This is a genomic window from Streptomyces physcomitrii (assembly GCF_012273655.1).
Lineage (GTDB): Bacteria > Actinomycetota > Actinomycetes > Streptomycetales > Streptomycetaceae > Streptomyces > Streptomyces physcomitrii.
In genome coordinates, this window is sequence record NZ_JAAWWP010000008.1 from 189,685 (window position 1) to 211,003 (window position 21,319).

At 74.7% G+C, this 21,319-nt stretch carries 16 protein-coding genes; 4 read left to right on the forward strand and 12 right to left on the reverse strand.

The genetic code is table 11. The features are described from left to right. Positions 1 to 183 precede the first annotated feature (183 nt). Positions 184 to 1,194 (forward strand): ArsR/SmtB family transcription factor, encoded by a 1,011-nt coding sequence (locus HFV08_RS15465; RefSeq protein ID WP_168539825.1) that lies wholly within the window; start codon positions 184 to 186, stop codon positions 1,192 to 1,194. A 252-nt stretch (positions 1,195 to 1,446) separates the two neighbouring features. Beyond that, positions 1,447 to 2,169 carry a C39 family peptidase gene (locus tag HFV08_RS15470; protein ID WP_168539827.1) on the forward strand — a complete coding sequence of 241 codons (723 nt, stop codon included), beginning with the start codon at positions 1,447 to 1,449 and terminating at the stop codon, positions 2,167 to 2,169. A 241-nt stretch (positions 2,170 to 2,410) separates the two neighbouring features. Here HFV08_RS15470 and HFV08_RS15475 read toward each other — a convergent pair whose 3' ends face one another. Together HFV08_RS15475 and HFV08_RS15480 are read right to left on the reverse strand one after the other, a co-directional pair. Continuing rightward, positions 2,411 to 3,694: a serine hydrolase domain-containing protein gene (locus tag HFV08_RS15475; RefSeq protein WP_168539829.1), complete on the reverse strand. Its 1,284-nt coding sequence runs from the start codon at positions 3,692 to 3,694 to the stop codon at positions 2,411 to 2,413. A 186-nt stretch (positions 3,695 to 3,880) separates the two neighbouring features. Beyond that, on the reverse strand, positions 3,881 to 5,074 hold the full coding sequence (locus HFV08_RS15480) for a glycoside hydrolase family 88 protein (RefSeq protein ID WP_168539840.1): 1,194 nt from the start codon (positions 5,072 to 5,074) through the stop codon (positions 3,881 to 3,883). A gap of 446 nt (positions 5,075 to 5,520) precedes the next feature. Here HFV08_RS15480 and HFV08_RS15485 point away from each other — a divergent pair, with 446 nt between their 5' ends. Both HFV08_RS15485 and HFV08_RS15490 read left to right on the forward strand, forming a co-directional pair. Continuing rightward, a complete protein-coding gene (locus tag HFV08_RS15485; protein ID WP_168539841.1) occupies positions 5,521 to 7,956 on the forward strand; it encodes a SpoIIE family protein phosphatase in 2,436 nt (811 codons plus the stop codon). A gap of 152 nt (positions 7,957 to 8,108) precedes the next feature. Next, the gene (locus HFV08_RS15490; protein ID WP_168539842.1) at positions 8,109 to 8,786 is read left to right on the forward strand and encodes a sensor domain-containing protein; all 678 of its coding nucleotides are present in this window, start codon (positions 8,109 to 8,111) and stop codon (positions 8,784 to 8,786) included. Between the two features lie 17 nt (positions 8,787 to 8,803). Here HFV08_RS15490 and HFV08_RS15495 read toward each other — a convergent pair whose 3' ends face one another. The 10 genes from HFV08_RS15495 to HFV08_RS15540 all read right to left on the reverse strand — a co-directional run bounded on the left by HFV08_RS15495 (position 8,804) and on the right by HFV08_RS15540 (position 21,264). Continuing rightward, positions 8,804 to 10,288: an aldehyde dehydrogenase (NADP(+)) gene (locus HFV08_RS15495; protein WP_168540041.1), complete on the reverse strand. Its 1,485-nt coding sequence runs from the start codon at positions 10,286 to 10,288 to the stop codon at positions 8,804 to 8,806. 68 nt (positions 10,289 to 10,356) lie between these two features. Beyond that, on the reverse strand, positions 10,357 to 11,358 hold the full coding sequence (locus HFV08_RS15500; RefSeq protein WP_168539843.1) for a proline racemase family protein: 1,002 nt from the start codon (positions 11,356 to 11,358) through the stop codon (positions 10,357 to 10,359). Next, a complete protein-coding gene (locus HFV08_RS15505; RefSeq protein ID WP_168539845.1) occupies positions 11,358 to 12,419 on the reverse strand; it encodes a dihydrodipicolinate synthase family protein in 1,062 nt (353 codons plus the stop codon). The genes HFV08_RS15500 and HFV08_RS15505 overlap by 1 nt, the downstream gene beginning before the upstream one ends. 151 nt (positions 12,420 to 12,570) lie before the next feature. Beyond that, entirely contained in the window at positions 12,571 to 14,112 is a 1,542-nt protein-coding gene (locus HFV08_RS15510; RefSeq protein WP_168539847.1) for an FAD-dependent oxidoreductase, read from the reverse strand. Further along, complete coding sequence (locus HFV08_RS15515) at positions 14,109 to 14,507, reverse strand: (2Fe-2S)-binding protein (RefSeq protein WP_168539849.1); 399 nt, start codon at positions 14,505 to 14,507, stop codon at positions 14,109 to 14,111. The genes HFV08_RS15510 and HFV08_RS15515 overlap by 4 nt, the downstream gene beginning before the upstream one ends. Further along, on the reverse strand, positions 14,504 to 15,814 hold the full coding sequence (locus HFV08_RS15520; RefSeq protein ID WP_168539851.1) for an NAD(P)/FAD-dependent oxidoreductase: 1,311 nt from the start codon (positions 15,812 to 15,814) through the stop codon (positions 14,504 to 14,506). The genes HFV08_RS15515 and HFV08_RS15520 overlap by 4 nt, the downstream gene beginning before the upstream one ends. Positions 15,815 to 15,971: 157 nt before the next feature. Then, the gene (locus HFV08_RS15525; RefSeq protein WP_312885630.1) at positions 15,972 to 16,592 is read right to left on the reverse strand and encodes a helix-turn-helix domain-containing protein; all 621 of its coding nucleotides are present in this window, start codon (positions 16,590 to 16,592) and stop codon (positions 15,972 to 15,974) included. Between the two features lie 263 nt (positions 16,593 to 16,855). Further along, a complete protein-coding gene (gene lpdA, locus HFV08_RS15530) occupies positions 16,856 to 18,259 on the reverse strand; it encodes a dihydrolipoyl dehydrogenase (RefSeq protein WP_168539855.1) in 1,404 nt (467 codons plus the stop codon). Positions 18,260 to 18,508: 249 nt separating this feature from the next. Continuing rightward, positions 18,509 to 18,994 carry a phospholipase gene (locus tag HFV08_RS15535; RefSeq protein ID WP_168539857.1) on the reverse strand — a complete coding sequence of 162 codons (486 nt, stop codon included), beginning with the start codon at positions 18,992 to 18,994 and terminating at the stop codon, positions 18,509 to 18,511. Between the two features lie 395 nt (positions 18,995 to 19,389). Next, positions 19,390 to 21,264: an MFS transporter gene (locus HFV08_RS15540; protein WP_312885631.1), complete on the reverse strand. Its 1,875-nt coding sequence runs from the start codon at positions 21,262 to 21,264 to the stop codon at positions 19,390 to 19,392. Positions 21,265 to 21,319: the final 55 nt, after the last annotated feature.

Below are 21,319 nucleotides of genomic sequence, written 5' to 3' on the forward strand. Positions count from 1 at the left end.
GGCCCCGGACCCCGTGTCCGGTCACCGGACGGCGCCCCCGTCCGCTGTCCGGACGCCGGACCGGGACTTGTGGCCGCCCTCCGCCCGGGGAAAACTCACCGGACCGGGGCACCGCCCGGCGGCGATCGGGCCCGGCCGCACCGGGACCATGGGAAACACCGTGACCGTACGAGGGGAGCGAGCATGTTGCGGATCTACTTCACCTCCGAGGACCTGGCGCGGGTCCGGGTGGCCCCCGGGCCCGACTTCCTGTGGGAGATCAGCAACAGCGTGCAGACCCTGCAACGGCGGGACGGCACCCGGGTGTTCGGCCAGTGGCGGCAGTGGGCCCGGCCGCGGCTCTCGGACAGCGGACGGCTGCTGTCCTCGCTGCTGCCGCCGCACGGCTACTCCCCCGACTTCCTCACCCCCACCACCGGCGACCGCGGCAGCCTCCAGGCGGCCGTCGACACCCTGATGAGCGCGCCCCGCCGAAGACTCCGTGCCGACCTGGCGCAGCTGGCCGCATCCCGGCACCTGCCCAACTGGGCGAGCCCGCTGGCCGTGGGCGACACCGCGAGCCTGCGGCGGCTCGGCCGGGCGGTGCACACGTACCACCTGGAGGCGCTCGCCCCGTTCTGGCAGCACATCCACGCCCATATCGACGCCGACCGCACCCTGCGGCTGCACAGCCTGCGCGACGGCGGCACCGAGGGGCTGCTCTCCGGGCTCGGCCCGCAGTTCCGCTGGCGCCCGCCGGTGCTGGAGGTCGCCTACCCGATCGACCACCAACTGCGTTTGCGCGGGCGGGGGTTGACCCTTCAGCCCTCGTTCTTCTGCTGGCCCACGCCGATCACGCTGGCCGACGCGGAGCTGCCGCCGGTCCTCGTCTACCCCATCCACCACGCCCCGGACTGGGCCAGGCCCGCACGCGGCGGCGGCCGGGCCCCGGACGGCACGGGCCCGCTCGGGCCGCTGCTCGGCCACACCCGGGCGGCCCTGCTGCGCGAGGCCCGGGACGGCTGCACCACGGTGCAGGCCGCCCGGCTGCTCGAAGTGACCCACCCCGCGGTCAGCCAGCACATCAAGGTGCTGCGCGCCGCGGGCCTGGTCACCACGGTGCGCAACGGCGGGCGCTCCTTCCACGTGGCGACCGCCCAGGGCCGCGCCCTGCTCGACACCGCGGACGCGGCGGAGGGCATCGGCCTCAGGTGAACGGGTGTCCGGGGACCGACCTCGACCGACGTACCGACCCGCCCGGTCGGCCGCCGGGCAAAGGGAGTCGACCGGCCGAAAGCAGCCGTTCCCGACCGGCCACCGGTAAGTCTGGGCTTTCGCCTCTTGCGTGCGCCACCGGCCGGGAATCACCCTTGCCCTGCTCCACGGAGCATCCCGGAGACCGCGTGCTCCCCACCCAGGCAGGTGGTTTCTTCCCCGCAAGGCCCATATCCCCCCTCAGGAGCCTTCATGCGCAGAAGACTTGTGTCCACCGCGATCGCCGTCGCCGCCGTCGCCGCCGTCGGGGCCCTCGCCTCGCCCGTCGCGGCCCAGGCCTCCCCCACACCCCAGCCCGCGAGCGTCTCGGTCCTGAGCAAGGGCTCCGAGGCCGGCACCGCGGTGGTCAGCGGGCAGAACGAGCCCGGCACCCGACTCCACATCGACGGCGTGCGCACCGCCGGCGCGCACACCATCGACGTCGACTACCAGGTCCAGGAGACCGGCTGGTGGTGCGGCCCGGCCGCCACCCGGATCGCCCTCTCCGCGCGCATCGCCCCGCCGAGCCAGGGCGATCTGGCCGCGCAGCTGGGCACCACCGAGAACGGCACCGACCACATCAGCCAGGTCACCGGCGTCCTCAACGCCAACCTCGGCACCGGCTGGTACGAGACCAAGGAGATGCCGAACGATCCGCCCAGCCAGGCCCAGAAGGACCTGCTGTGGAGCGACATCGTCACGGACGTCGACAACAACTACCCGATCGTCGCCAACATCGTGGCGCCGCCCGGCAACCAGCCGCCCGGGTACCCCTCGGACCAGACGATCTACCACTACTTCACGGTCATCGGCTACGACGACGCCAACCGCACCGTCCTCATCGCCGACCCCGCCTCCTTCGGCGGCAACCAGATCTACTGGCTCTCCTTCGACCAGCTGGCCAGCCTGATCCCCCCGAAGGGCTACGCCGCCTGACGGCTCCCCCCGCTCCCTCCGGTGCCCGGCGGACGCGCGCCCGTTCCGCGCCCGCCGGGCACCGGTGCGTCGAGCCACGCTCGGTACGCGGCACGATCCGTGCGCACCACGCTCCGTACGCACCGCGCACCGCGCACCGCGCTTCTTACGACGACGCTCCGTACGACCGGGCTCCGGTACGTACGCGATGCCTGCCACCGGCTGCTGACGGCACGTCAATCAGCAGTTGGGCGCAGGGAGTTCAGTCCCGAACCGCCTCATCCGCGGCGCGTACCACGGCGTCCACCAGGCGGTGGTTCTCCGGGGCGGCGCCGGGGCCCGCGGACGAGAAGCGGCGGCGGGTGTACCCGTAGGCGAGTCCGGTGCCGGGGTCGGCGAAGCCGTCCGCGCCGACCGCGCCCGCGTGGCCGAAGGCGTCCTTGCCGAGTGCGGGGTAGCGACTGCCCTTGGCCTCGAAGCCGAGCAGGAAGCTGTCCGCCATCCCGGTCACCGCGTCGGTGCCGGTCCAGGGGGTCCGGGTGAACTCCTCCCGGGTCGCCCTGTCGAGCAGCGGCGGACGCTCCCCGTCGCCGCCGAGCGCCGCCGCGTAGAGCCCGGCGAGCCCGCGGGCGTTGCCCACGGCACCGGTGGAGGCGGGACCGAGGGCGCGCACCCGGCGGGAGTTGGCGAAGGAGAGCAGCTCGCGCGGGCTCCAGCCGCCGCCGTGCAGATTGAAGGCGACGGCGGTCAGGGCGGGCGGGCCGGAGGCGGGCCCGCGAGCGCCGGGTCCGGCGGGGCCGCCGGGCGCGGAAGGACCGCCGGGTGCGGAGGGACCGCCAGGCCCGGAGCGACCGCCGGGTGCGGAGGGACCGCCGGGTGCGGAGGGACCGCGGGTGCCGCCCGGTCCGTCCGTCGTCTCCGCCGCCTCCGCCGGGAGGAAGCGCGGTTCCTCCGTCTCCGGCAGGCCGAGGTGGAAGTCCAGTCCGTACGGGCGGCGCACCCGCTCGTCGTACAGCTCCTGGAGGCTCCGCCCGGTGGCCCGGCGGATGACCTCGCCGGTCAACGCGCCGATGACCAGGGCGTGGTAGCCGTATCGGGTGCCGGGCTCCCAGTAGGGCTTCTGGCCCGCGAGGCGGGCGGCGAGCACCCGGTCGTCGGCGAGTTCGGCCGAGCTGAGCCCGCCCTCGGCGCCGATCACCCCGGACCGGTGGGCGAGCAGTTCGCGCAGCGTCAGCCGGTCCTTGCCCTCGGCCCCGAACTCGGGCCAGTACGAGGCGACCGTACGGTCCAGTTCCAGGGTGCCGTCCGCGACGAGCAGCGCGGCCACCAGATGGGCGGCGCCCTTGGCGGCGGAGAACAGGGCGAACAGCGAGTCCCCGCGCACCCCTTCGCCGCTCCACAGGTCGACCACCGCGCGGCCGTGCCACCGGACGTGCAACTGGCGCCCGGCACCGCCCTCTTCGGCGGCCACCGCCGCGAACTCCGCGCGTACCGCCTCGAATCCGGCCGCCACCGTGCCGTGGACCCTGCCCGCGTTCCCGCCCATCCGCGCCCCCGTGGTCTTGTCGCGGCCGGGGCCCGCCGGAGCCGGACGGCGTCCCGGCGAAGTCCTCGTGCCACGGCCCGGGTCCGTCGTCCGGCCCGAAGTCGGCGTCATCGTACGGACATCGGGCGGCGCGGGGCAGGGCGGGAATCCGGAGTTGCACAGCGGCCTACCGCCCAGCAGGGCTGTCTAGCGGGCGAGTTGGTCCGCGAGGAGGGCGAGTTCGGTGCCCGCGAGGAGGAAGGCGCCGACGCCGAAGTCGGCCGTGGTGTCCGGGCCGATCGGCTGGCTGGACTCGGGACGGTCGCCCACCCCCTGCACCCAGCCGAGGAACCCGTCCGGCTGCACGGCCGTGGTGGCGAGCCCCTGCCAGGCACGGGCGGCCACCGGCAGGAAGGCCGTGCGGTCGACGAGGCCGGTGCGCAGCGCGAAGGCGGTGCCGTACGCGAGGAAGGAGGTGCCGCTGGTCTCGGGACCCGGGAGGTGGTCGGGGTCGGCGAGGTTGACGTTCCAGAAGCCGTCGGGGCGCTGGACCTCGCGGGCGGCGGTGAGCAGGGCGGCCAGGGCGGCGCGGTACTCCGGGACGTCGCGGGCGGTCGGCGGCAGGGCCTCAAGGGTCTTCACGTGGCCGCCGGCGACCCAGCCGTTCCCCCGCGACCAGCGGACGGGTTTCCCACCGGGCGAGGTGATCGCGCCGGGCAGGCCAGGGACGAACCGCTTGTCCCGGTACCACAGGCCGCTGTCCGGATCGAGCAGCCCAGGGCCGCCCTCGGTGCTCCTGGTGTGGGTGTAGAGGCGGTGCAGCTTCTCCTCGAAGGCGGCGCGGTCGGGCTGCCCCGACTGCTCGCGCAGTACGGCGATCCGGGCGAACGGCGGCATCGCCATGTGCAGCGCGTCGTCCCACCACCAGTCGTCGTCCTTCTCCGGCCGGTCCACGGCGACCATCCGGTGCAGGCACTCCTCGATCGCCGCGATCTTCCCGGGCTCGGGCTCCAGGGCGTACAGGTCGAGATAGGCCTGCCCGGCGCACTGGTTGTCCGCGTGCCGGGTGGTGACCCCGTCGAGCAGTCCGTAGTCGTGGCCCTCGGCCCAGCCCCGGGCGTGGTCGAGGTAGCGGCCCTCCCCGGTCAGCCGGTGCAGGGCCATCAGCCCGCTGAAGAAGGTGGCGCGGGCCCAGCCGTTGTCGCCGGGGTCCTGGTGGGCGCCGATCCAGTGGTCGGCGACCCGGCGCAGGACCACCGCGATCTCCTCCCGGGAGGGCAGCCGCACCGCCGTGGCGAGCGGCGGCGGGGCGGTACGGGCGGGGGCGGCCGAGGCCACCGGGGCGAGGGCGGCCGAGGCGGCAACTGCCGCCGCGCCGGAGAGGAGTTGACGCCGGTTCATGGGGAGACGCCTCCGGAACTCAAGGGGACTCTGCGGGGATGAAACGGGCTCGACGGGGAGCGACTGGACTCGGCTCGACTCGGCTCAAGGGCTCCGGAGGACTCGGCGGAATCCATGGAGAAGCCACGGCCGCGGATTCCGGATCCTGCACGGGGTTCCCGTTCTGAGCCGTATTCCTCATGCTGTACAGCATTCAGAATGCTGCACGAGATCCCCTTACCTGTCCATGGTCTGGACCAGATGGGGCGTGGCGGGTGCGCGCGACCGCTCCGCGCCTCCCCGCTCCCCCGCACCCGCCGCGCCCGCCGCGCCCGCCGCGCCCGCCGCGCCCGGAAACGACCGGCGGGGCGGTCCGGCGCACCCCTTGCCCCGAGTGGGGCACCGCGATCGCTGAGGTGCGGTTTCTGGGTGACCATGGCTCTTGGGGAAGACGGTGAAGGAGCGACGTGCCCGAACCGCAGGACCAGGGGCCCGGCGGGCGGCGCCCACCGGGGCGCGGCGCGCGGGACTCGCACGGGCCGGTGACCGCCCGGGCCCCGGGCGCGTACGGCGACCCGGCGGACCGGCAGCCGCCCCGGGAACCGCACCCGCCGCGACACCCGCGCCCTCACCCGCAGAGCACCGACACCACCGGCCGCCCCTCCGTCGCCGAGGCCATGGCGCAGCTGCTCAGCTGCCCGGATCCGCAGTCCCTGCTGGCCACCGCGATGGACGTCTGGCTGGCCGGGGTGGGGGCCTCCTCGGGGGCCGTGCATCTGCTCCAGGACGACGGGTGGATGCGGATGGCGATGGGGACGGGATACGAGGAGGAGCTGCTCGACAGGTTCCGGATGATCCCGCCGGACGCCGATCTGCCGATCGTGGAGGTGGCCCGCACCCGCGAGCCGGTGCATGTGCTCGCCGAGGCCTACCGGAGCCGGTTCCCGGACGTGGGCCCCCTGCAGCTCCAGGTCTCCTTCAGCGTGCTCCCGCTGCTCGTGGACGACCGCTGCCTGGGCACCCTCATGGTGCAGCTGGAACGCCTAGAGCCGCTCAGCGCCGAGGAGGAGCACGAGCTGACCCTGATCTCCACGGTCAGCGCGCACCGCCTCGACCATCTGCTGTCCACCGGGGCGGGCGCGGAGAGCGACGAGCGGCTCGACCAGGCCCTGCGGCTGATCCGGGGGCGTTCGCGCGCGGCGCGCCTCGAACTCGCCATGACCAACGCCGAGATCGGCTCCTTCGACTGGGACTTCGCCTCCGGCAAGCTCATCTGGGACGACCGGATCTGCCGCATCTTCGGCTTCGACCCCAAGGACTTCGACGAACGGCACGAGACCTTCCTCGACGCCATCCACCCCGAGGACCGCGAGGACGTGATCGAACTCCTGGAGCGCACCAAGGAGTCGGGGATCTACCGCGGGGAGTACCGCATCGTCTGGCCGGACGGCAGCGTGCACTGGATCGACGCGGGCGGCCGGGTCGTCTACGACACCCAGGGGCGGCCGATGGGCATGCTCGGGGTCGCCCAGGACCGTACCGAGCAGCACCGGCGGGAGGAGCAGAGCGCCTCCCGGCAGCGGTTCGTGCTCGATGTCTCGCGCGCCTTCAGCGGGGCGATGTCCACGCAGAGCGTGATCGGGCAGGTCTTCGACACGGTGCTGCCCGGGCTCGGCGGCACGGCGACCGCCGTCTTCCTGCGCGAGGCCACCGGTCTGCACCTGGTCGGCAGCCGCGGCTTCCACGGCCCGGACCTCGAACACCTCGAACGGCTCGGGCACCTCGCCGAGAGCGGCCCCGGGCACCCGCTGCTGCGCCGCCTCGGCACCGACCGGCCGGTGTTCTTCGCCGACCGCGCGGAGTACCTGCGGCACTTCGCCTCCCCGGACCCCCTGTGGGCAGAGCCGCCCGCCTCCGGCGCCGTACTGCCGCTGACCACCGGCGAGGGCCTGGTCGGCATGTGGATCGTCACCTACGCGGAGCCGCACGAGTTCACCGCGGACGTACAGGTCGCGCACACCGCCGCGGCGGGCATCCTCGGCCAATCCCTGGCCCGCGCCCAGCAGTTCGACGCCCGGCGGCGGCAGATGAACGAACTCCAGCAGCTGATGCTGCCGCGCAACCTCCCCGAGGTGCCGGGCCTGGAGACCGTGGTCCGCTATCTGCCCGGCTCCAAGGGCCTCTACGTGGGCGGCGACTGGTACGACATCCTCACCATGCCGCACGGCACGGTGATGCTGGCGATCGGCGACGTCCAGGGGCACAGCGCCGAAGCCGCCGCCGTCATGGGCCAGTTGCGCACCGCGATGTGGGCGCACGCCAAGCGGGGCCCCACCCCGAGCGCCCTGATGGCGCTCGGCAACCACACCCTCACCGACCTCGACACCGACCTCTTCGCCACCGGCTGCCTGGTCGAACTCGACCCGGAGCGGGGGACGTTCACCGCCGTGCGGGCCGGTCACCCGTACCCCCTCGTGGTCCATCCGGACGGCCGCGTCGAGGAGTTGGAGGTACCGGGCGGGCTCCCCCTCGGCACCTTCACCGGCACCGACTACCCCGCGCTCGCCGGGACGCTGCCGACCGGCGCCATCCTGCTGCTCTTCACCGACGGGCTGGTCGAACGCCCCGGCACCGACTACTCGGGCGCGGTGCACGAACTCATGCACGCCCTCGCCGAGTGGACCGCCCGCGACCGGGCCCCGGAGCACGGCGCCGGGAACGGCGCGGGCGACGGCCCGCTCGGCAGGCGCACCCTGGCGGCCCGCCCCGGGGACACGGGGCCCGCGCAGTCGGTCGCGGCCGGCCTCTCCCTGGACGCCCTCGCCGACCTGGTGGTCACCCCGGCCCTGTCCCGCAGCTCGCACGACGACATCGCGGTGGTGCTCGTCCGCCGGTCCGGCTGAGTCCCGGCCGAGGGCCCCCGGCTCGGCTGCTCGGGTACGGATGTCCCCGCGCCCGGGGGTGCCAGGGCGAGCCCCCTGGTGGGGATTTCCCCACCGCGGTCCCGGGGGCCGACCGGCTGGGCCCGGCGGACGGCCCGCGACAGGCTGAAGCCATGACGACCGAGACGACAACTCCCCCCACCGCGTACGGCACTTGGCAGCCCGCGCCGCCGCGCCCCACCCTCCGCTTCGGCTCCGGGCTGCGCTACGTCCTGCTCGGCTTCCCCCTCGCCCTCGGCGCCTTCGTGGCCGCGAGCGCCGGACTCTCCCTCGGCCTCGGCACACTCGTGGTGGTGCTCGGCGTGCCGGTGCTGGCCGGGACCCTGGCGACGGCCCGCCGGTACGCGGCCTTCGAACGCCGGCGCGCCGAGGCCGTCACCGGCGAGCCGCTGCCCGCCCCGCGCTACCGCACGGCGACCGGCGACGGCCTCCGCGGCCGGGCCCGGGCGCTCGCGGACCCGCAGTCCTGGCGCGACCTCGGCTTCATGTTCCTCGCCCTCCTCCAGCGCACCGTCACCTTCACCCTGGCGCTGACCTGGACCCTCGGCGGCCTCGGCGAACTCCTCTACGCCACCTGGTCCTGGTCCCTCCCCCGGGACGACAACAACGGCCTGCTCGACCTCGCCTTCGGCATCTCCTCGAAGGCGGCCGACCTCGGCTTCCACACCGCCGTCGGCGCGGTCCTGCTCGCCACGGCGGTGCCGGTGATCCGGGCCCTGGTGGCCCTGGAGGCCGGCCTGGTCCGGGGGCTGCTCGCGCCGCGCCCGGCAACCGCACGGTACGGGGGCTGAACAGCGGGGGCACCGGCCTACCGCACACGCCGCGGCACCCCCCAAGGGTTGGCCTCCCGCAGCGGCTCGGGCAGCAGGACCTCGGGCAGGGCCTGGTAGGCGACCGGCCGCAGGAAGCGTTCGGCCGCGGCGGTGCCGACCGAGGTGGTGGCGGGCACGGTGGCGGCCGGGAAGGGGCCGCCGTGCTGCATGGCGTGGGTGACGGAGACCCCGGTGGGCCACTGGTTGAACAGCACCCGCCCGCTGCGGTCACCCAACACCTCGGCGAGCGCGGCGAGTTCACCGTCCGCCCCGGCCTCGGTGGCTTCGGCTTCGGCGGCTTCGGCGTGCAGGCTTCCGGTGAGCTGTCCGGGCAGCTTGCGCAGCACCCCGGTCAGCTCGGCGCGGCTGCCGTAGGTGACCACCAGGCCGAGCGGTCCGAAGCACTCCGCGGTCGCCGCCCGGCCCGCCGCGGTGAAGGCCGCCAGGTCCAGGGCGAGCAGCCGGGGCGCCGGTTCCGGTGCCCCCTCCGCGGGCCAGACCAGCCGCCGGGCGCCCGGGAGCGCCGCAAGCCGCCCGGCGCCGTCCAGGTAGCCCGCGGTGAAGCGGTCGCCGAGCATCGGGGCCGCGGGGACCGCGCCCACCGCCGCGGTGAGCGCGGCCAGGAGCCCGTGGTCCTCGGCGGGCAGGAACAGCAGCCCCGGGTTGGTGCAGAACTGCCCGGCGCCCTGGGTGAGCGAGGCGGCACAGCCCTCGGCGATCTCCCGGGTGCGGGCGCGGGCCGCCGCCTCGGTGACCACCACCGGGTTGACGCTGCCGAGTTCGCCGTAGAAGGGGATGGGTTCGGGGCGGTCGGCGGCGATACGGGCGAGGGCGAGGCCGCCGCGTTCCGAGCCGGTGAAGGCGGCGGCGCGCAGGGCCGGGTGGCGCAGCGCCTCGACTCCGGCCCGCTCGCCCTCGATCAGCGCGAAGACGCCCTCGGGAGCCCCGGCCCCGGCCAGCGCCCGGCGCACGATCCCCGCGGTGAGCCGGGAGAGTTCCGGGTGCCCCGGATGCGCCTTGACCACCACGGGGCAGCCCGCGGCCCAGGCGGAGGCGGTGTCGCCGCCCGCGACGCTGAAGGCGAAGGGGAAGTTGCCCGCCGCGAAGACGAGCACCGGGCCGAGTGCGGTGCGGTAGCGGCGCAGTTCGGGGCGCGGTCCGGTGGGCCAGTCCGGGTCGGCGCGGTCGATCCGGACGTCGTAGAGGGCGCCGGTGGAGGCCTCGGTGGCGAACAGGCCCAACTGGAAGGTGGTACGGGTGAGTTCGCCGTGGAGGCGGGCGGGCCCGAGCCGGGTCTCCCGGTCGGCGGCGGCGACCAGCCGCTCCCGTTCCGCCTCCAGGGCACCGGCCACCGCGGTCAGCGCGCGGGCGCGGTCCGCCGGGCGGGAGCGGGCCCAGCCGGACGCGGCGGCGGCAGCGGCCTCAACCGCCGCGCCGACCGCGGCCGTTGAGGTGGTGGGCGAGCTCGCGGGGGCGTCCATCGTGGTCAATCCCTTTCCTTGGGTACGGAGTTGGGGTCCGGGCGACGAGGGGAGTTTGAAGACAGGGCCTAGAGGACGAAGCCCTCGGGGAAGGGATCACGAGGGTCCAGGAGGTAGTTGGCGGTGCCGGTGATCCAGGCGCGGCCGCTGACCTCGGGGACGACCGCGGGCAGGCCGCCGACCTCGGTGGTGCCGGTGAGCCGTCCGGTGAAGCGGGTACCGATGAAGGACTCGTTGACGAAGTCGGTGTGCAGGGCGAGTTCGCCGCGGGCGTGCAGCTGGGCCATCCGGGCCGAGGTGCCGGTGCCGCACGGCGAACGGTCGAACCAGCCCGGGTGGATCGCCATCGCGTTGCGCGAGTGCGCGGCGGTGGAGCCGGGCGCGAGGAACTGCACGTGCTTGCAGCCCGAGATGGCCGGGTCCACCGGGTGCACCGGACGGTCCCGCTCGTCGATCGCCCGCATCAGCGCGAGCCCGGCGGCCAGGATCTCGTCCTTGCGCGAGCGCGCGAACGGCAGCCCCAGCGCGTCCAGTTGCACCATCGCGTAGAAGTTGCCGCCATAGGCCAGGTCGTACGGGACGGTGCCGAGGCCGGGTACCGCCACCTCGGCGTCCAGGCGCAGGGCGAAGGAGTCCACATTGCGCAGGGTGACCTCCTCGGCGACCCCCTCGCGGACGGCGACCCGGGCCTCGACGAGTCCGGCCGGGGTGTCGAGCCGGACCACGGTCACCGGTTCCCGCACCTCGACCATGCCGGTCTCCACCAGCACCGTGGCCACCCCGATGGTGCCGTGCCCGCACATCGGCAGAAAGCCGCTGACCTCGATGTACAGCACTCCCCAGTCGGCGTCCTGCCGGGTGGGCGGCTGGAGAAGGGCGCCGCTCATCGCCGGGTGGCCGCGCGGCTCGTCGACCAGGAAGCGGCGCAGCCCGTCCAGGTGCGCCATGGCGTGGCGGCGGCGCTCGGCCATACTGGCACCGGGGATCGGCCCGACTCCGCCGGTGACGACCCGGGTCGGCATGCCCTCGGTGTGCGAGTCGACCGCGCTGAGGGTCCGCACGGAGCGCATCAGCGGGCCTGCCGCTGGAGACCGGTCTGCGTCCGAGGACCTGTCCCGGTTCCGGTCCCGGTCCCGGTCCGAGGATCGCCCTGCCCCTGGGGGTCGGCGTGCAGGTGGGGATCGGCCCGCGGCTGGGGATCGGCCTGCTGCCGCAGGGCGGCGAGCGCGCGGGCCATGTCCGCCTCGACCTGGGCCCGTTGGGCGGCGGAGAGGGGTCCGCGCGGGGGGCGGCAGGGCCCGCCGAAGCGGCCGACCTGCTCCATGCCGAGCTTGATGGCCTGCACGAACTCGGTGCGCGAGTCCCAGCGGAAGGCGGCGACCAGCGGCTCGTACAGGGCGCGGGCCTCGGCGAGGCGACCGGCGCGGGCCAGTTCGTACAGGCGGATCGACTCGGCGGGGAAGACATTGGGGAATCCGGCGAACCAGCCGGTGGCGCCCATCAGCAGGCTCTCCAGGACGACGTCGTCGGCGCCGCTGATCACCTCCAGACCGGGCGCGCTCTCCTTGATCTCCAGGACCCGCCGCACATCCCCGGAGAACTCCTTCACCGCGACGACGTGATCGAGCTGCGCGATCTCGGCGAGCAGCGCGGGGGTCAGGTCCACCTTGGTGTCGATCGGGTTGTTGTAGACCATCACGGGCAGCCCGACCGAGACGACCGCCTCGAAGTGGGCGAGGATCTCCCGGTCGTTGGCCCGGTACATGGTCGGCGGCAGACACAGCAGCCCGTCCGCGCCGTCCTCCGCGGCGCGCTCCGCCCAGTACCGGGCCTGGTGCGCGCCGGGCCCGTGCACCCCGACGACGACGATGCCCTCCCCGCCCACCGCCTCGATCGCGGTACGGGCGACCCGGCGCCGCTCCTCGTCGGTGAGCGAGGAGTACTCGCCCAGCGAGCCGTTGGGGCCGACACCGCGGCAGCCGTTGTCGACGAGCCAGCGGCAGTGCTCGGCATAGCGGTCGTAGTCCACCGCGAGTCCGGCGGGGGCGGCCGGGTCCTCGGAGTAGGGCAGCGCGGTGGCCACCACGACACCGCCGAGCGGTCCGTGGCTGCCGTGCGGGGTTCCGGTCATGAACGGGGCTCCTTCTGGGGGGAGTCGGGCGCTGCGGAGTCGGGTCGGGGTCGGGTGCCTTGGGCCGGGCTCGGAATCGGAATCGGAGTCGGGGTCGGGGTCGGGGTGGGAGTCGGGCGCCAGGGGCCGGAATCGGAGTCGGAGTCGGGTGCTACGGGGCCGGGTCGTCCGGAAGTTCGGGCCCGGGGTCCCGCGGAGGTACGGACCCGGGCCCGCCGTCCGCGCGATGGCCGGGCGGCGGTGGTGCGGGGGCGCGGGCGAGTTCCCCGAGGCGCAGGGGCTGGGCGAGGGGGCGGCGGTGGCTGCTGGGCGCGGCCAGGCCCTCGGCGTCCCGGGCGTCCGGGGCCGAGCCGCGCAGCCGGGCGCGGAGTTCACCGACGGTGGGGCCGCAGATCCGGGCCTGGCAGGGGCCGAGCCCGGCGCGGGTGGCGAGCCGGGCGGTGCGGGCGGCGGCGCCGGACTCCTCGCGGGCGGCCGCGCACAGGGCGGCGTAGTCGGTCTCCTCGCAGCGGCAGACCAGGGTGTCCGGGCGCAGCCAGCCGGGCCAGGCGGCGCCGATCGGGTGGGCCCGCGCGAGCCGGGCGGCGAAGTCCCGCCCCTGGTCGCGGACTTGGTGCAGCCGCGGCAGGGCGCGGGCGGTGCGGTCGCCGCCGGCCGCGTACCAGCCCGCGAGCGCGCCCTCGGCCCGGGCGGCGGGCGCCCCCGCGATACCGGTGATCTCCCCGGCCGCCCAGACGCCCTCGGCGCTGGTGCGCTGCTCGCCGTCCACGCGCACGAACTCCCCTGCCGGGGACGGGAGAAGGGCGCACCCGGCGGCCACCGGGAGTTCCAGCTGCGGGCTGAACCCATGGCTGACGCAGAGGGCGTCCACCGCGAGGGTGCGCGAACTGCCGGGCACCACCGACCAGTCGGGGCGCAGCCGGGCGGTGACCACCTCCTCGACCCGGCCGGTGCCGCGCGCCTCGACGACGGCGCGACCGGTGCGGTAGGGCACCCGGTGGCGTAGCAACTGGCCCGCGTAGTCGCGGAGTTCGCCGGTTTTGCCGAGGTGGGCGGCGAGTTGCCAGGGCCGGGAGCCCCAGCCGCGGGCGAGGGTGCGCGCCGGGTTGGCCTCCAGGACCGCCCGTACCCCCGCGCCCGCTTCGAGGAGCGAGCCCGCCACCGGCAGCAGGAAGGGTCCGCTGCCCGCCACCAGGACCCTCTCACCGACCGCGATCCGCTCCCCCTTGGCGAGCGCCTGCGCGGCACCGGCGGTGAAGACCCCGGGCAACTCCCAGCCGGGGAAGGGCAGTACGCGGTCGTGCGCGCCGGGAGCGAGGACCAGGGCGTCGGGTGCGAGGACGTGCCGGGTGCGGCCGGAGCCGTCCGCGGGGCCGTGCAGCAGGTGCACCCGGGGCGGGCCCTGCTCACCGGGGTCGCGGGGCTCCAGGGCCCAGACCGCGGTCTCGGGCCACCAGGTGCAGCGCGGGTGGGCGCGCAGCTCGCGGCGCAGGCGGGTGAAGGGGGCCCAGTGGTGCTGGAGGCGTTCGGGGTGCGCGGCGCCGAACGCGGCGGGCGGCACCCGGTGGTACTGGCCGCCCATCTCCTCCGCCGAGTCGACCAGGACCACCTCGGCACCGGCCGCGAGCGCCGACCGCGCGGCGGCGAGACCGGCGGGACCGGCACCCACGACAAGGACATGACGGGCCGTCATACGCCGTCCTCCGTATCCGAGTTGTCCTCTTCGGCGGGAGCCGGGAGCGCGGCGGAGGAGCCGGACGCACCCTCGTCCCCCGCCTCCTCGCCCCCTCCGGCGCGGGACTGGGTGAGCACGGTGTCCCCGTCGCGGGCGCGGCGGCGGCAGGCGCGTACATCGGGTTCGCCGTTGACGCGCACCAGGCAGTCGAAGCAGACGCCGATGCCGCAGAACACCCCGCGCGGGGCACCCGAGGGGCCCCTGCGCCAGGCCAGGCGGCCCGCCGCGAGCAGGACACCGGCGATGCTCTGGCCCGCGAAGCCGTCGAGCGCCTCGCCGTCCACGGTGATCCGCAGCGGCCGCTCCCGCCTGCCCGTCGCGTCGTCCGCCGCGGGCACGAGTCGCGCGGTCATGGGCCCTCCTTCCGCTCCGCCGGGGTCGCCGACTGTGCTGTTCCACCCGGGTGTTGCGGGTGCTCCGGACTGCTGCCGTGCCCCGGGGCCCCCGCGCCGTCCCGGGCGGGACCGGCCGTGCCGAGTACCGCCGGGCGGTCCACCCGGAAGGGCTCCGGGTCGAGCGGGGCCGGGGTGCCGAGGATCAGGGCGCGCAGCAGCCGGGCGGTGCCGAGGCTGAGGCCGATGCCCGCGCCCTCGTGGCCGCCCGCGTGCCAGAGGCCGGCGAGCCGGGGGTCGGCGCCGATGACCGGCAGATGGTCGGGTACGTAGGGCCGGAACCCGCCGTAGGCGCGCATCACCGGGACCGCGGCGAGGGCGGGGAAGAGGCGGATCGCCTTGGCGGCGATCGCGGCCAGGACCTCGGGCCGCAGCCGGTCGTCGAAGCCGACGCGGCGGCGTGAGGAGCCGAGCAGCAGGCTGCCCGCCCGGGTGGACTCCACCACGGCGGAGGTCTGGAGGCCGGAGTCGTCGCTGCCCACGGCGCCGACGTAGTCCGCGTCGTAGACCTTGTGGAAGACGGTGGGCGGCTGCGGGGTGGTCACCAGGACGTCGCCGCGGCGGGGGCGGACATCGACGGGGGCGCCGAGGCGGGCGGCCACCGAACCGGCCCAGGGCCCGGCGGCGTTGACGAAAAGGTCGGCTTCGAGCAGGCCCGCCGTGGTGTGCAGCGCGGTCAGCCTGCCGCCGCGGGTGCGGGCGCCGAGGACCTCGCAGCCGGTACGCAGCCGGGCCCCGGCCGCGCGGGCGTCGGCGAGCAGGGCGGTGGCCGCGGCGGCGGGCTGGACCTGGGCGTCCTCGGGGTAGTGCAGGACGGCCCGGTGCGCGCGGGTCAGGAAGGGTTCGGCGGCGGCGGTCTGCGCGGGGTCCAGGGGCTCGCAGCGGACGGCGGCGGCGCGCTGGCCCGCGGCGAAGCGGGCCAGACCGGCGGCGCCCGCCTCGGTGGTGGCGACCACGAGGCCGCCCTTGGGTTCCCACTCGACGGCGCGCACCAGAGCGGCGCCGCGGGGTGTGGACCCGGCGATCTCCGCGAGGACCGGGGGCCACAACGCGCGGGAGAGCCGGGCCAGTTCGAGTTCGGGGCCGGGGCTCTTGTCGGAGAGCAGGATGTTGCCCTCGCCGTGCGCGGTGGTCCCCGAGGCGGCGCCGCCGCGGTCCACCAGGGTGACCGCGCAGCCGGCCCGCGCCAGTTCGCGGGCGCAGGCGGCGCCGACGATTCCGGCGCCGACCACCACCGCCCGCGCCACCGGGGACCGCGTTCCACACATCGAACCCTCCCGTTCGCTTTACCGAACGAGATCGAGGCTAAGAGCACTCCCTCCGAGTGTCAACGCCCCCGACCGGCGGCGCGCGCCGAGACCTCGCGGGGCCCGGCGCCTGCCGCCGGGCGCGGCTCACGGGCGTACCGGCCTGCACCCCGTGGAATCAGCGGGCCGCCTCGCCGTCCGCCGGAGCACCCGGGTACGGCGGCAGCGGGCGCTGGTCCCTGCCGTACTGGAGCAGCAGCACCGAGCGCACCGGCCCGTCGAGCGCCGTATAGCTGTGCGGCAGCGAGGCGTCGAAGCCGACGTAGTCCCCGGGGCCGAGTTCGGCCTCCTCGCCCTCCACCCGCACGCCGAGCCGGCCGGACTGCACCACGGTGTGCTCGGTGCCGACGTGGCCCAGCGAGTCGCGGCGTGAATCCGCGCTCAACTGCTGGTCGTAGACCTCGAAGACGGTGTCGCCCGACTCGATGCGCCGCAGCGGGCGCAGATCCAGGCCCTCGCCGCTGAGCACCTCGACCTCGGCGGCGCGCACCACCCGCAGACCGCCCGTCTCGCGGGCGTCGAGCAGGTCGGAGATGGGCACTTCGAGGACCCGCGAGAGGCCGAAGACCGTCTCGATGGTCGGGTTCCCGGTGCCGGACTCCAGCTGCGAGAGGGTGGCCTTGCCGATCTTCGAGCGGCGCGACAGCTCGGAGAGCGACAGGCCCCGCCGGGTGCGCAGCCGCTTGAGGTTGACCGCCAGCATGTCCCGGATCGAGACCGGGCCGTCCTCGGCGCTCACCGCTGCCCCTTCCCTCGTCCCGCTTCTCGTCCCGCTTCTGGTCCCACGTCTCATCCCTTCTCCCCGGTGCGCCACGGAACAGAAGATCGTTCGCTTTACTGAACGGACTCGGCGGCGCCCGTTCAGTATCCCGTCCGACGACGGAGGCCCGGCACCCGGCACCCGGCACCCGGCACCCGGCACCCGGCATGGCGAAGCCCCGGCAGAGCGGACGGACACCGCTCCCCCGGGGCCTTCGCCGGGTGTCACCGCCCGACGGCGGTTCAGAGGTTGATCATGTGCCCGGCGAGCCCGTGCACTGCCTCCTTGACCGCCTCGCCCAGGGTCGGGTGGGCGTGGACGTTGCGGGCGACCTCGTGCACGGTCAGGTCCCACTGCTGGGCCAGGGTCAGCTCGGGCAGCAGCTCGGTGACATCGGGGCCGATGAGGTGGCCGCCGATCAGCTCACCGTATGTCGCGTCGCTGATGAGCTTGACGAAGCCGGCGGAGTCGCCCAGGCCGTGCGCCTTGCCGTTGGCGGTGAAGGGGAACTTGGCGACCTTGACGTCGAAGCCCTTCAGGCGGGCCTGCTCCTCGGTCCAGCCGAAGCTGGCGATCTGCGGCTGGCAGTAGGTGGCGCGCGGGATCATCACATAGTCGAGTTCCATGGTCTCGGCGCCCGCGAGGGTCTCGGCGGCGATGACGCCCATGGACTCGGCCGCGTGCGCGAGCATCAGCTTGGCGGTGACATCGCCGATGGCGTAGATGTGCGGCACATTGGTGCGGCAGTGGCCGTCCACGTCGATGGCGCCGCGCTCGGTGGTCTTCACCCCGGTGGCCTCCAGGCCGTACCCGGTGACATTGGGGGCGAAGCCGATCGCCTGGAGCACCTTGTCGGCCTCCAGGACCTGCTGGGCGCCGTCCTTGGCGGTGACGGTGACCCGCACCTTCGGGCCCGACTCGTCGATGGACTCCACCCGGGTGCCGGTGAGCACGTCGATGCCGAGCCTGCGGTAGCGCTTGGCCAGCTCGGCGGAGACCTCGGTGTCCTCCAGGGGGGCGATCCGGTCGAGGAACTCGACGACGGTGACCTTCACCCCGTAGTTGTGCAGCACATACGCGAACTCGACGCCGATCGCGCCCGCCCCGGCGATCACCACCGACTCCGGCAGCTCCTCGGTGAGGATCTGCTCCTCGTAGGTGACGACCCGCTCGGAGCGGCTGGTGCCGGGCAGCAGCCGGGGGGCGGCGCCGGTGGCGATGATGCAGTTCTCGAAGGAGATCGTCTCGGTGGAGCCGTCGGCCCCGGCCACCGTCAGGGTGTGGTCGTCGGTGAAGGTGCCCCGGCCCTCGTACTCGGTGATCGCGTTCTTCTTCATCAGGAAGTGGACGCCCTTGACCCGGCCGTCGGCGACCTTGCGGCTGCGGCGGAAGGCCTCGCCGTAGTCGAAGGTGACGGTGCCCTCGACCTTGATGCCGAAGGTCTTCTGCTCGTGGGTGAAGAGATGGGCCAGCTCCGCGTTGCGCAGCAGCGCCTTGGTGGGGATGCAGCCGACGTTCAGGCAGACGCCGCCCCAGTACTTCTCCTCGACGATCGCGACCCGCTTGCCCAGCTGGGCGGCGCGGACGGCGGCGACATAGCCGCCGGGTCCCGATCCGAGTACGACAACGTCGAAACGCTCGGCCATGGAAGATCCTCTCTCTGACTACCGGGTGCCGGCCCCTCTGCCAGTGTCCACGAACCGGGCGCCGGGCGGGCCGCCCCGCCGCCCGCGGGGCAGCCGCGGGCGGGCGCCCGGCGCGCCCCCGGCACTGGTGGACGCGCGTAGCACAACGGCCCGGGAGTCCCTGGGGACTTCCGGGCCGTACGCGGTGGGGCGGAGGAGGTGTCAGGCGGCCGTCCGGAGGCAGCGGGCGGCCTCGCCGGGCCCGACGGGTCAGGCGGCCTTGTCGAGCTGCTTGAAGCCCTTGATGCCGAAGATGTCGACGGCGTGGTAGTAGGTCCAGGCCAGCCCGTCGCAGGAGGTCTTGGTCGCGCCGGAGTAGCGGCTGCAGACCCGCTTCAGGTCCTCGTAGAGGGCGGAGTCGATCCGGGCCTTGTTGGCGCTGAAGGTGCCCATCGCCTTGTAGTTGCGGTAGCCGAAGTCGTGGCGCGCACAGGCGGTCTCGAAGGGGAAGCCGAAGGGGTTGTCGGGCGAGGTGCTGCAGTAGTCCGTGGACCAGTCGAAGCCGTAGGCGGCCCACTGCCCCTGGTTGTTGCGGGCGGAGTTCCAGGCGTTGTAGCTGGAGGCGCTGGTCTGCGTGAAGGAGCTGAGCACCTGCGGCTTGTCGGCGGGTGCGGCCGAAGCGGAACCGGCCGTGAGGAGCGCGGCGGGCATCGCCAGCGCGGCGGCGGCGAGCGGCAGGACGTGACGGCGGCGCATGGGGACCTCCGGAGGTGAGGGGGGACGTGGGGCGCCTCGCCGTACGCGGTCGAGGCGGCCCCAGCCTGCCGTCTCGCGGGCCCCGCGAACAGACCGCGGCAGCGAGCCGGAGGTGAATTCTTCGCGCCCTGTTGCCGGGCAACTGTCCGTCAGCACAAAGCCGCTGACAGAAATTCAGAGAAACGTCAGAGAACAGTCCGGACATGGTCCGGCGAAGGACAGACTTCCCCCACTCCCGGCGAATGCCCCGGCTGCCGGGTGTGCACGACTGGTGCCGGTACGGTACGGTGCGCGCCTTTGCCCCGCCGGGCGCGGCACGGGCGGGGGTACGGGGACGAGGGAGCGCGCGGCATCGGGGCGTGCCCCGGGCGCGCGGGAAACGGAATGCGTCCGGATCACCCGGCGGGGTGAGCGCCGGCGTCCTGCCCGCCTGACCGCGCGGGGGCGGAGCGCTCTTCTCCCGGATCGGAAGCCGGACCGGTGACCGGATCGATGACCGGACTGACGACAGCGCCACCGTCCGGAGCACCCGGCACGGAAGGTCCGGCCCCCGCACCCGGCCCGCCCCCGTCGAGCCCCCGGAACTCCACCCGCCTCGGCAGGGCGAAGAGGCCGAGGAAGACCAGGCCCATGCTGCCCGCGCCCCATCTGAGGGTCAGCGCGAAGGTGCGGGAGAAGTTGTCGGCGGTGGCCCGCTGCCCCGCCTCGATCACCAGCGCGCGGACCTCGGGCGAGGGCAACGGGCCCCGGCAGGAGGCGGGTTCGGCGGTCGGGTCGGTCGCGGCGGCGCGGTCCGCGAGGCAGTCGGCGAAGGCGTCGAGGATCCGCTCGCGCTCGGCGGCGGGGACCTCGGCCCGGGTGAGTTCCTGGCGCAGGTCGGGGGCGGCCCGCGCCACGGCACGCGCCGCGTCGTGGTCGAGCTGCTGGAAGAAGAGCACCCCGGCGAGGGCGGTGCCGAGCGCGATGCCGATCTGCTGCACGGTGCCGAGGACCCCGGAGGCCGAGCCCGCCTCGCGCACCGGGACCTCGGTGAGCACCGCGTCGATCATCGGCGCCACCACCAGCCCGAAGCCGACACCGGCGACGAGGAGCGGGGCGATCATCTGCCAGGGGGCGACGGCCGGTCCGTAGTGGGCGGCGACCAGGACGTAGCCGAGGAAGCCGGTGCCGCAGAGGAGGGCGCCCGCGAGCAGGGCCTTGCGACCGAAGCGCGGGGTGAAGAACTCCACCGCGGTCCCGGACCCGGCGGCGCAGCCCACCGCGAAGGCGGAACTGGTCAGTCCGGCCCGCAACGGCGGCCAGCCGAGCCCCACTTGCATGTACAGGGTCCAGATGAAGAAGAAGCCGCCGAGGGCGATCCAGAAGAGCGCCCACACCGCCATCCCCGCCGAGAAGGCGCGCGCCCGGAACAGACTCAGCGACATCAGCGGGGAGTTGTCCCGCCGGGTGCGCCCGCGCTGCTGGAGCACGAAGAGCCCGAGCACCAGGACGGCGGCGCCCATCAGCAGGAAGGTCCACGGCGGCCAGCCGAGGCCGCGCCCCTCGGTGAGCGGATGGACCAGGAGCAGGATGCCCGCGGCGGACAGCAGCGCGCCGAGCGGATCGAGCCGGGGCCGCTCGGGAGCGCGGGAGTCCGGGACGAGGAACCAGGCGGCGAGCAGGGCCGCGGCGCCGACCGGCACATTGACCAGGAAGACCGCGCGCCAGCCGAGTCCGTACGGGTCCGCCTCGGCGAGCAGTCCCCCGGCGACCAGGCCCGCGGCCGAGGCGGCGCCGAGTACGCCGCCCCAGATGCCGAGGACCTTGCCGCGCTCCTCGGCGGGGAAGGTGACATGGATGATCGCGAGGATCTGCGGCACCATCAGCCCGGCCATGGCGCCTTGCAGGAAGCGGGCCGCGATCAGCGCCCCGGGCCCGTCGGCGAGCCCGCAGAGCAGCGAGGCCGCGGTGAATCCGGCCACCCCGGCGAGGAAGACCTTGCGGCGGCCGAGGATGTCGCCGAGCCGCCCGCCGGTGATCATCAGCGCGGCGAAGCCGAGCACGTACCCGGCGACGATCCACTCCCCGTGCGTGTACGCGGCGTCCAGGTCCGTGAGGACGCTCGGCAGGACCACGTTCACGATGGTCACGTCGAGCAGGTCCATGAACCCGGCGACCAGGATCACCACCAGGGCGAACCACCGCCGGGGGTCGGGCGTCCCGGCGGCACCGGGCGGGGCGGTGCCCGGTGCGGCGGCGGTGCCCGGATCGCCGGATCCCGGCCCGTTCACGGTGCCGCCCCCACGGTGCTCCTCGCCTCCGCCGTGCCCGTTCGTCGACTCGCCC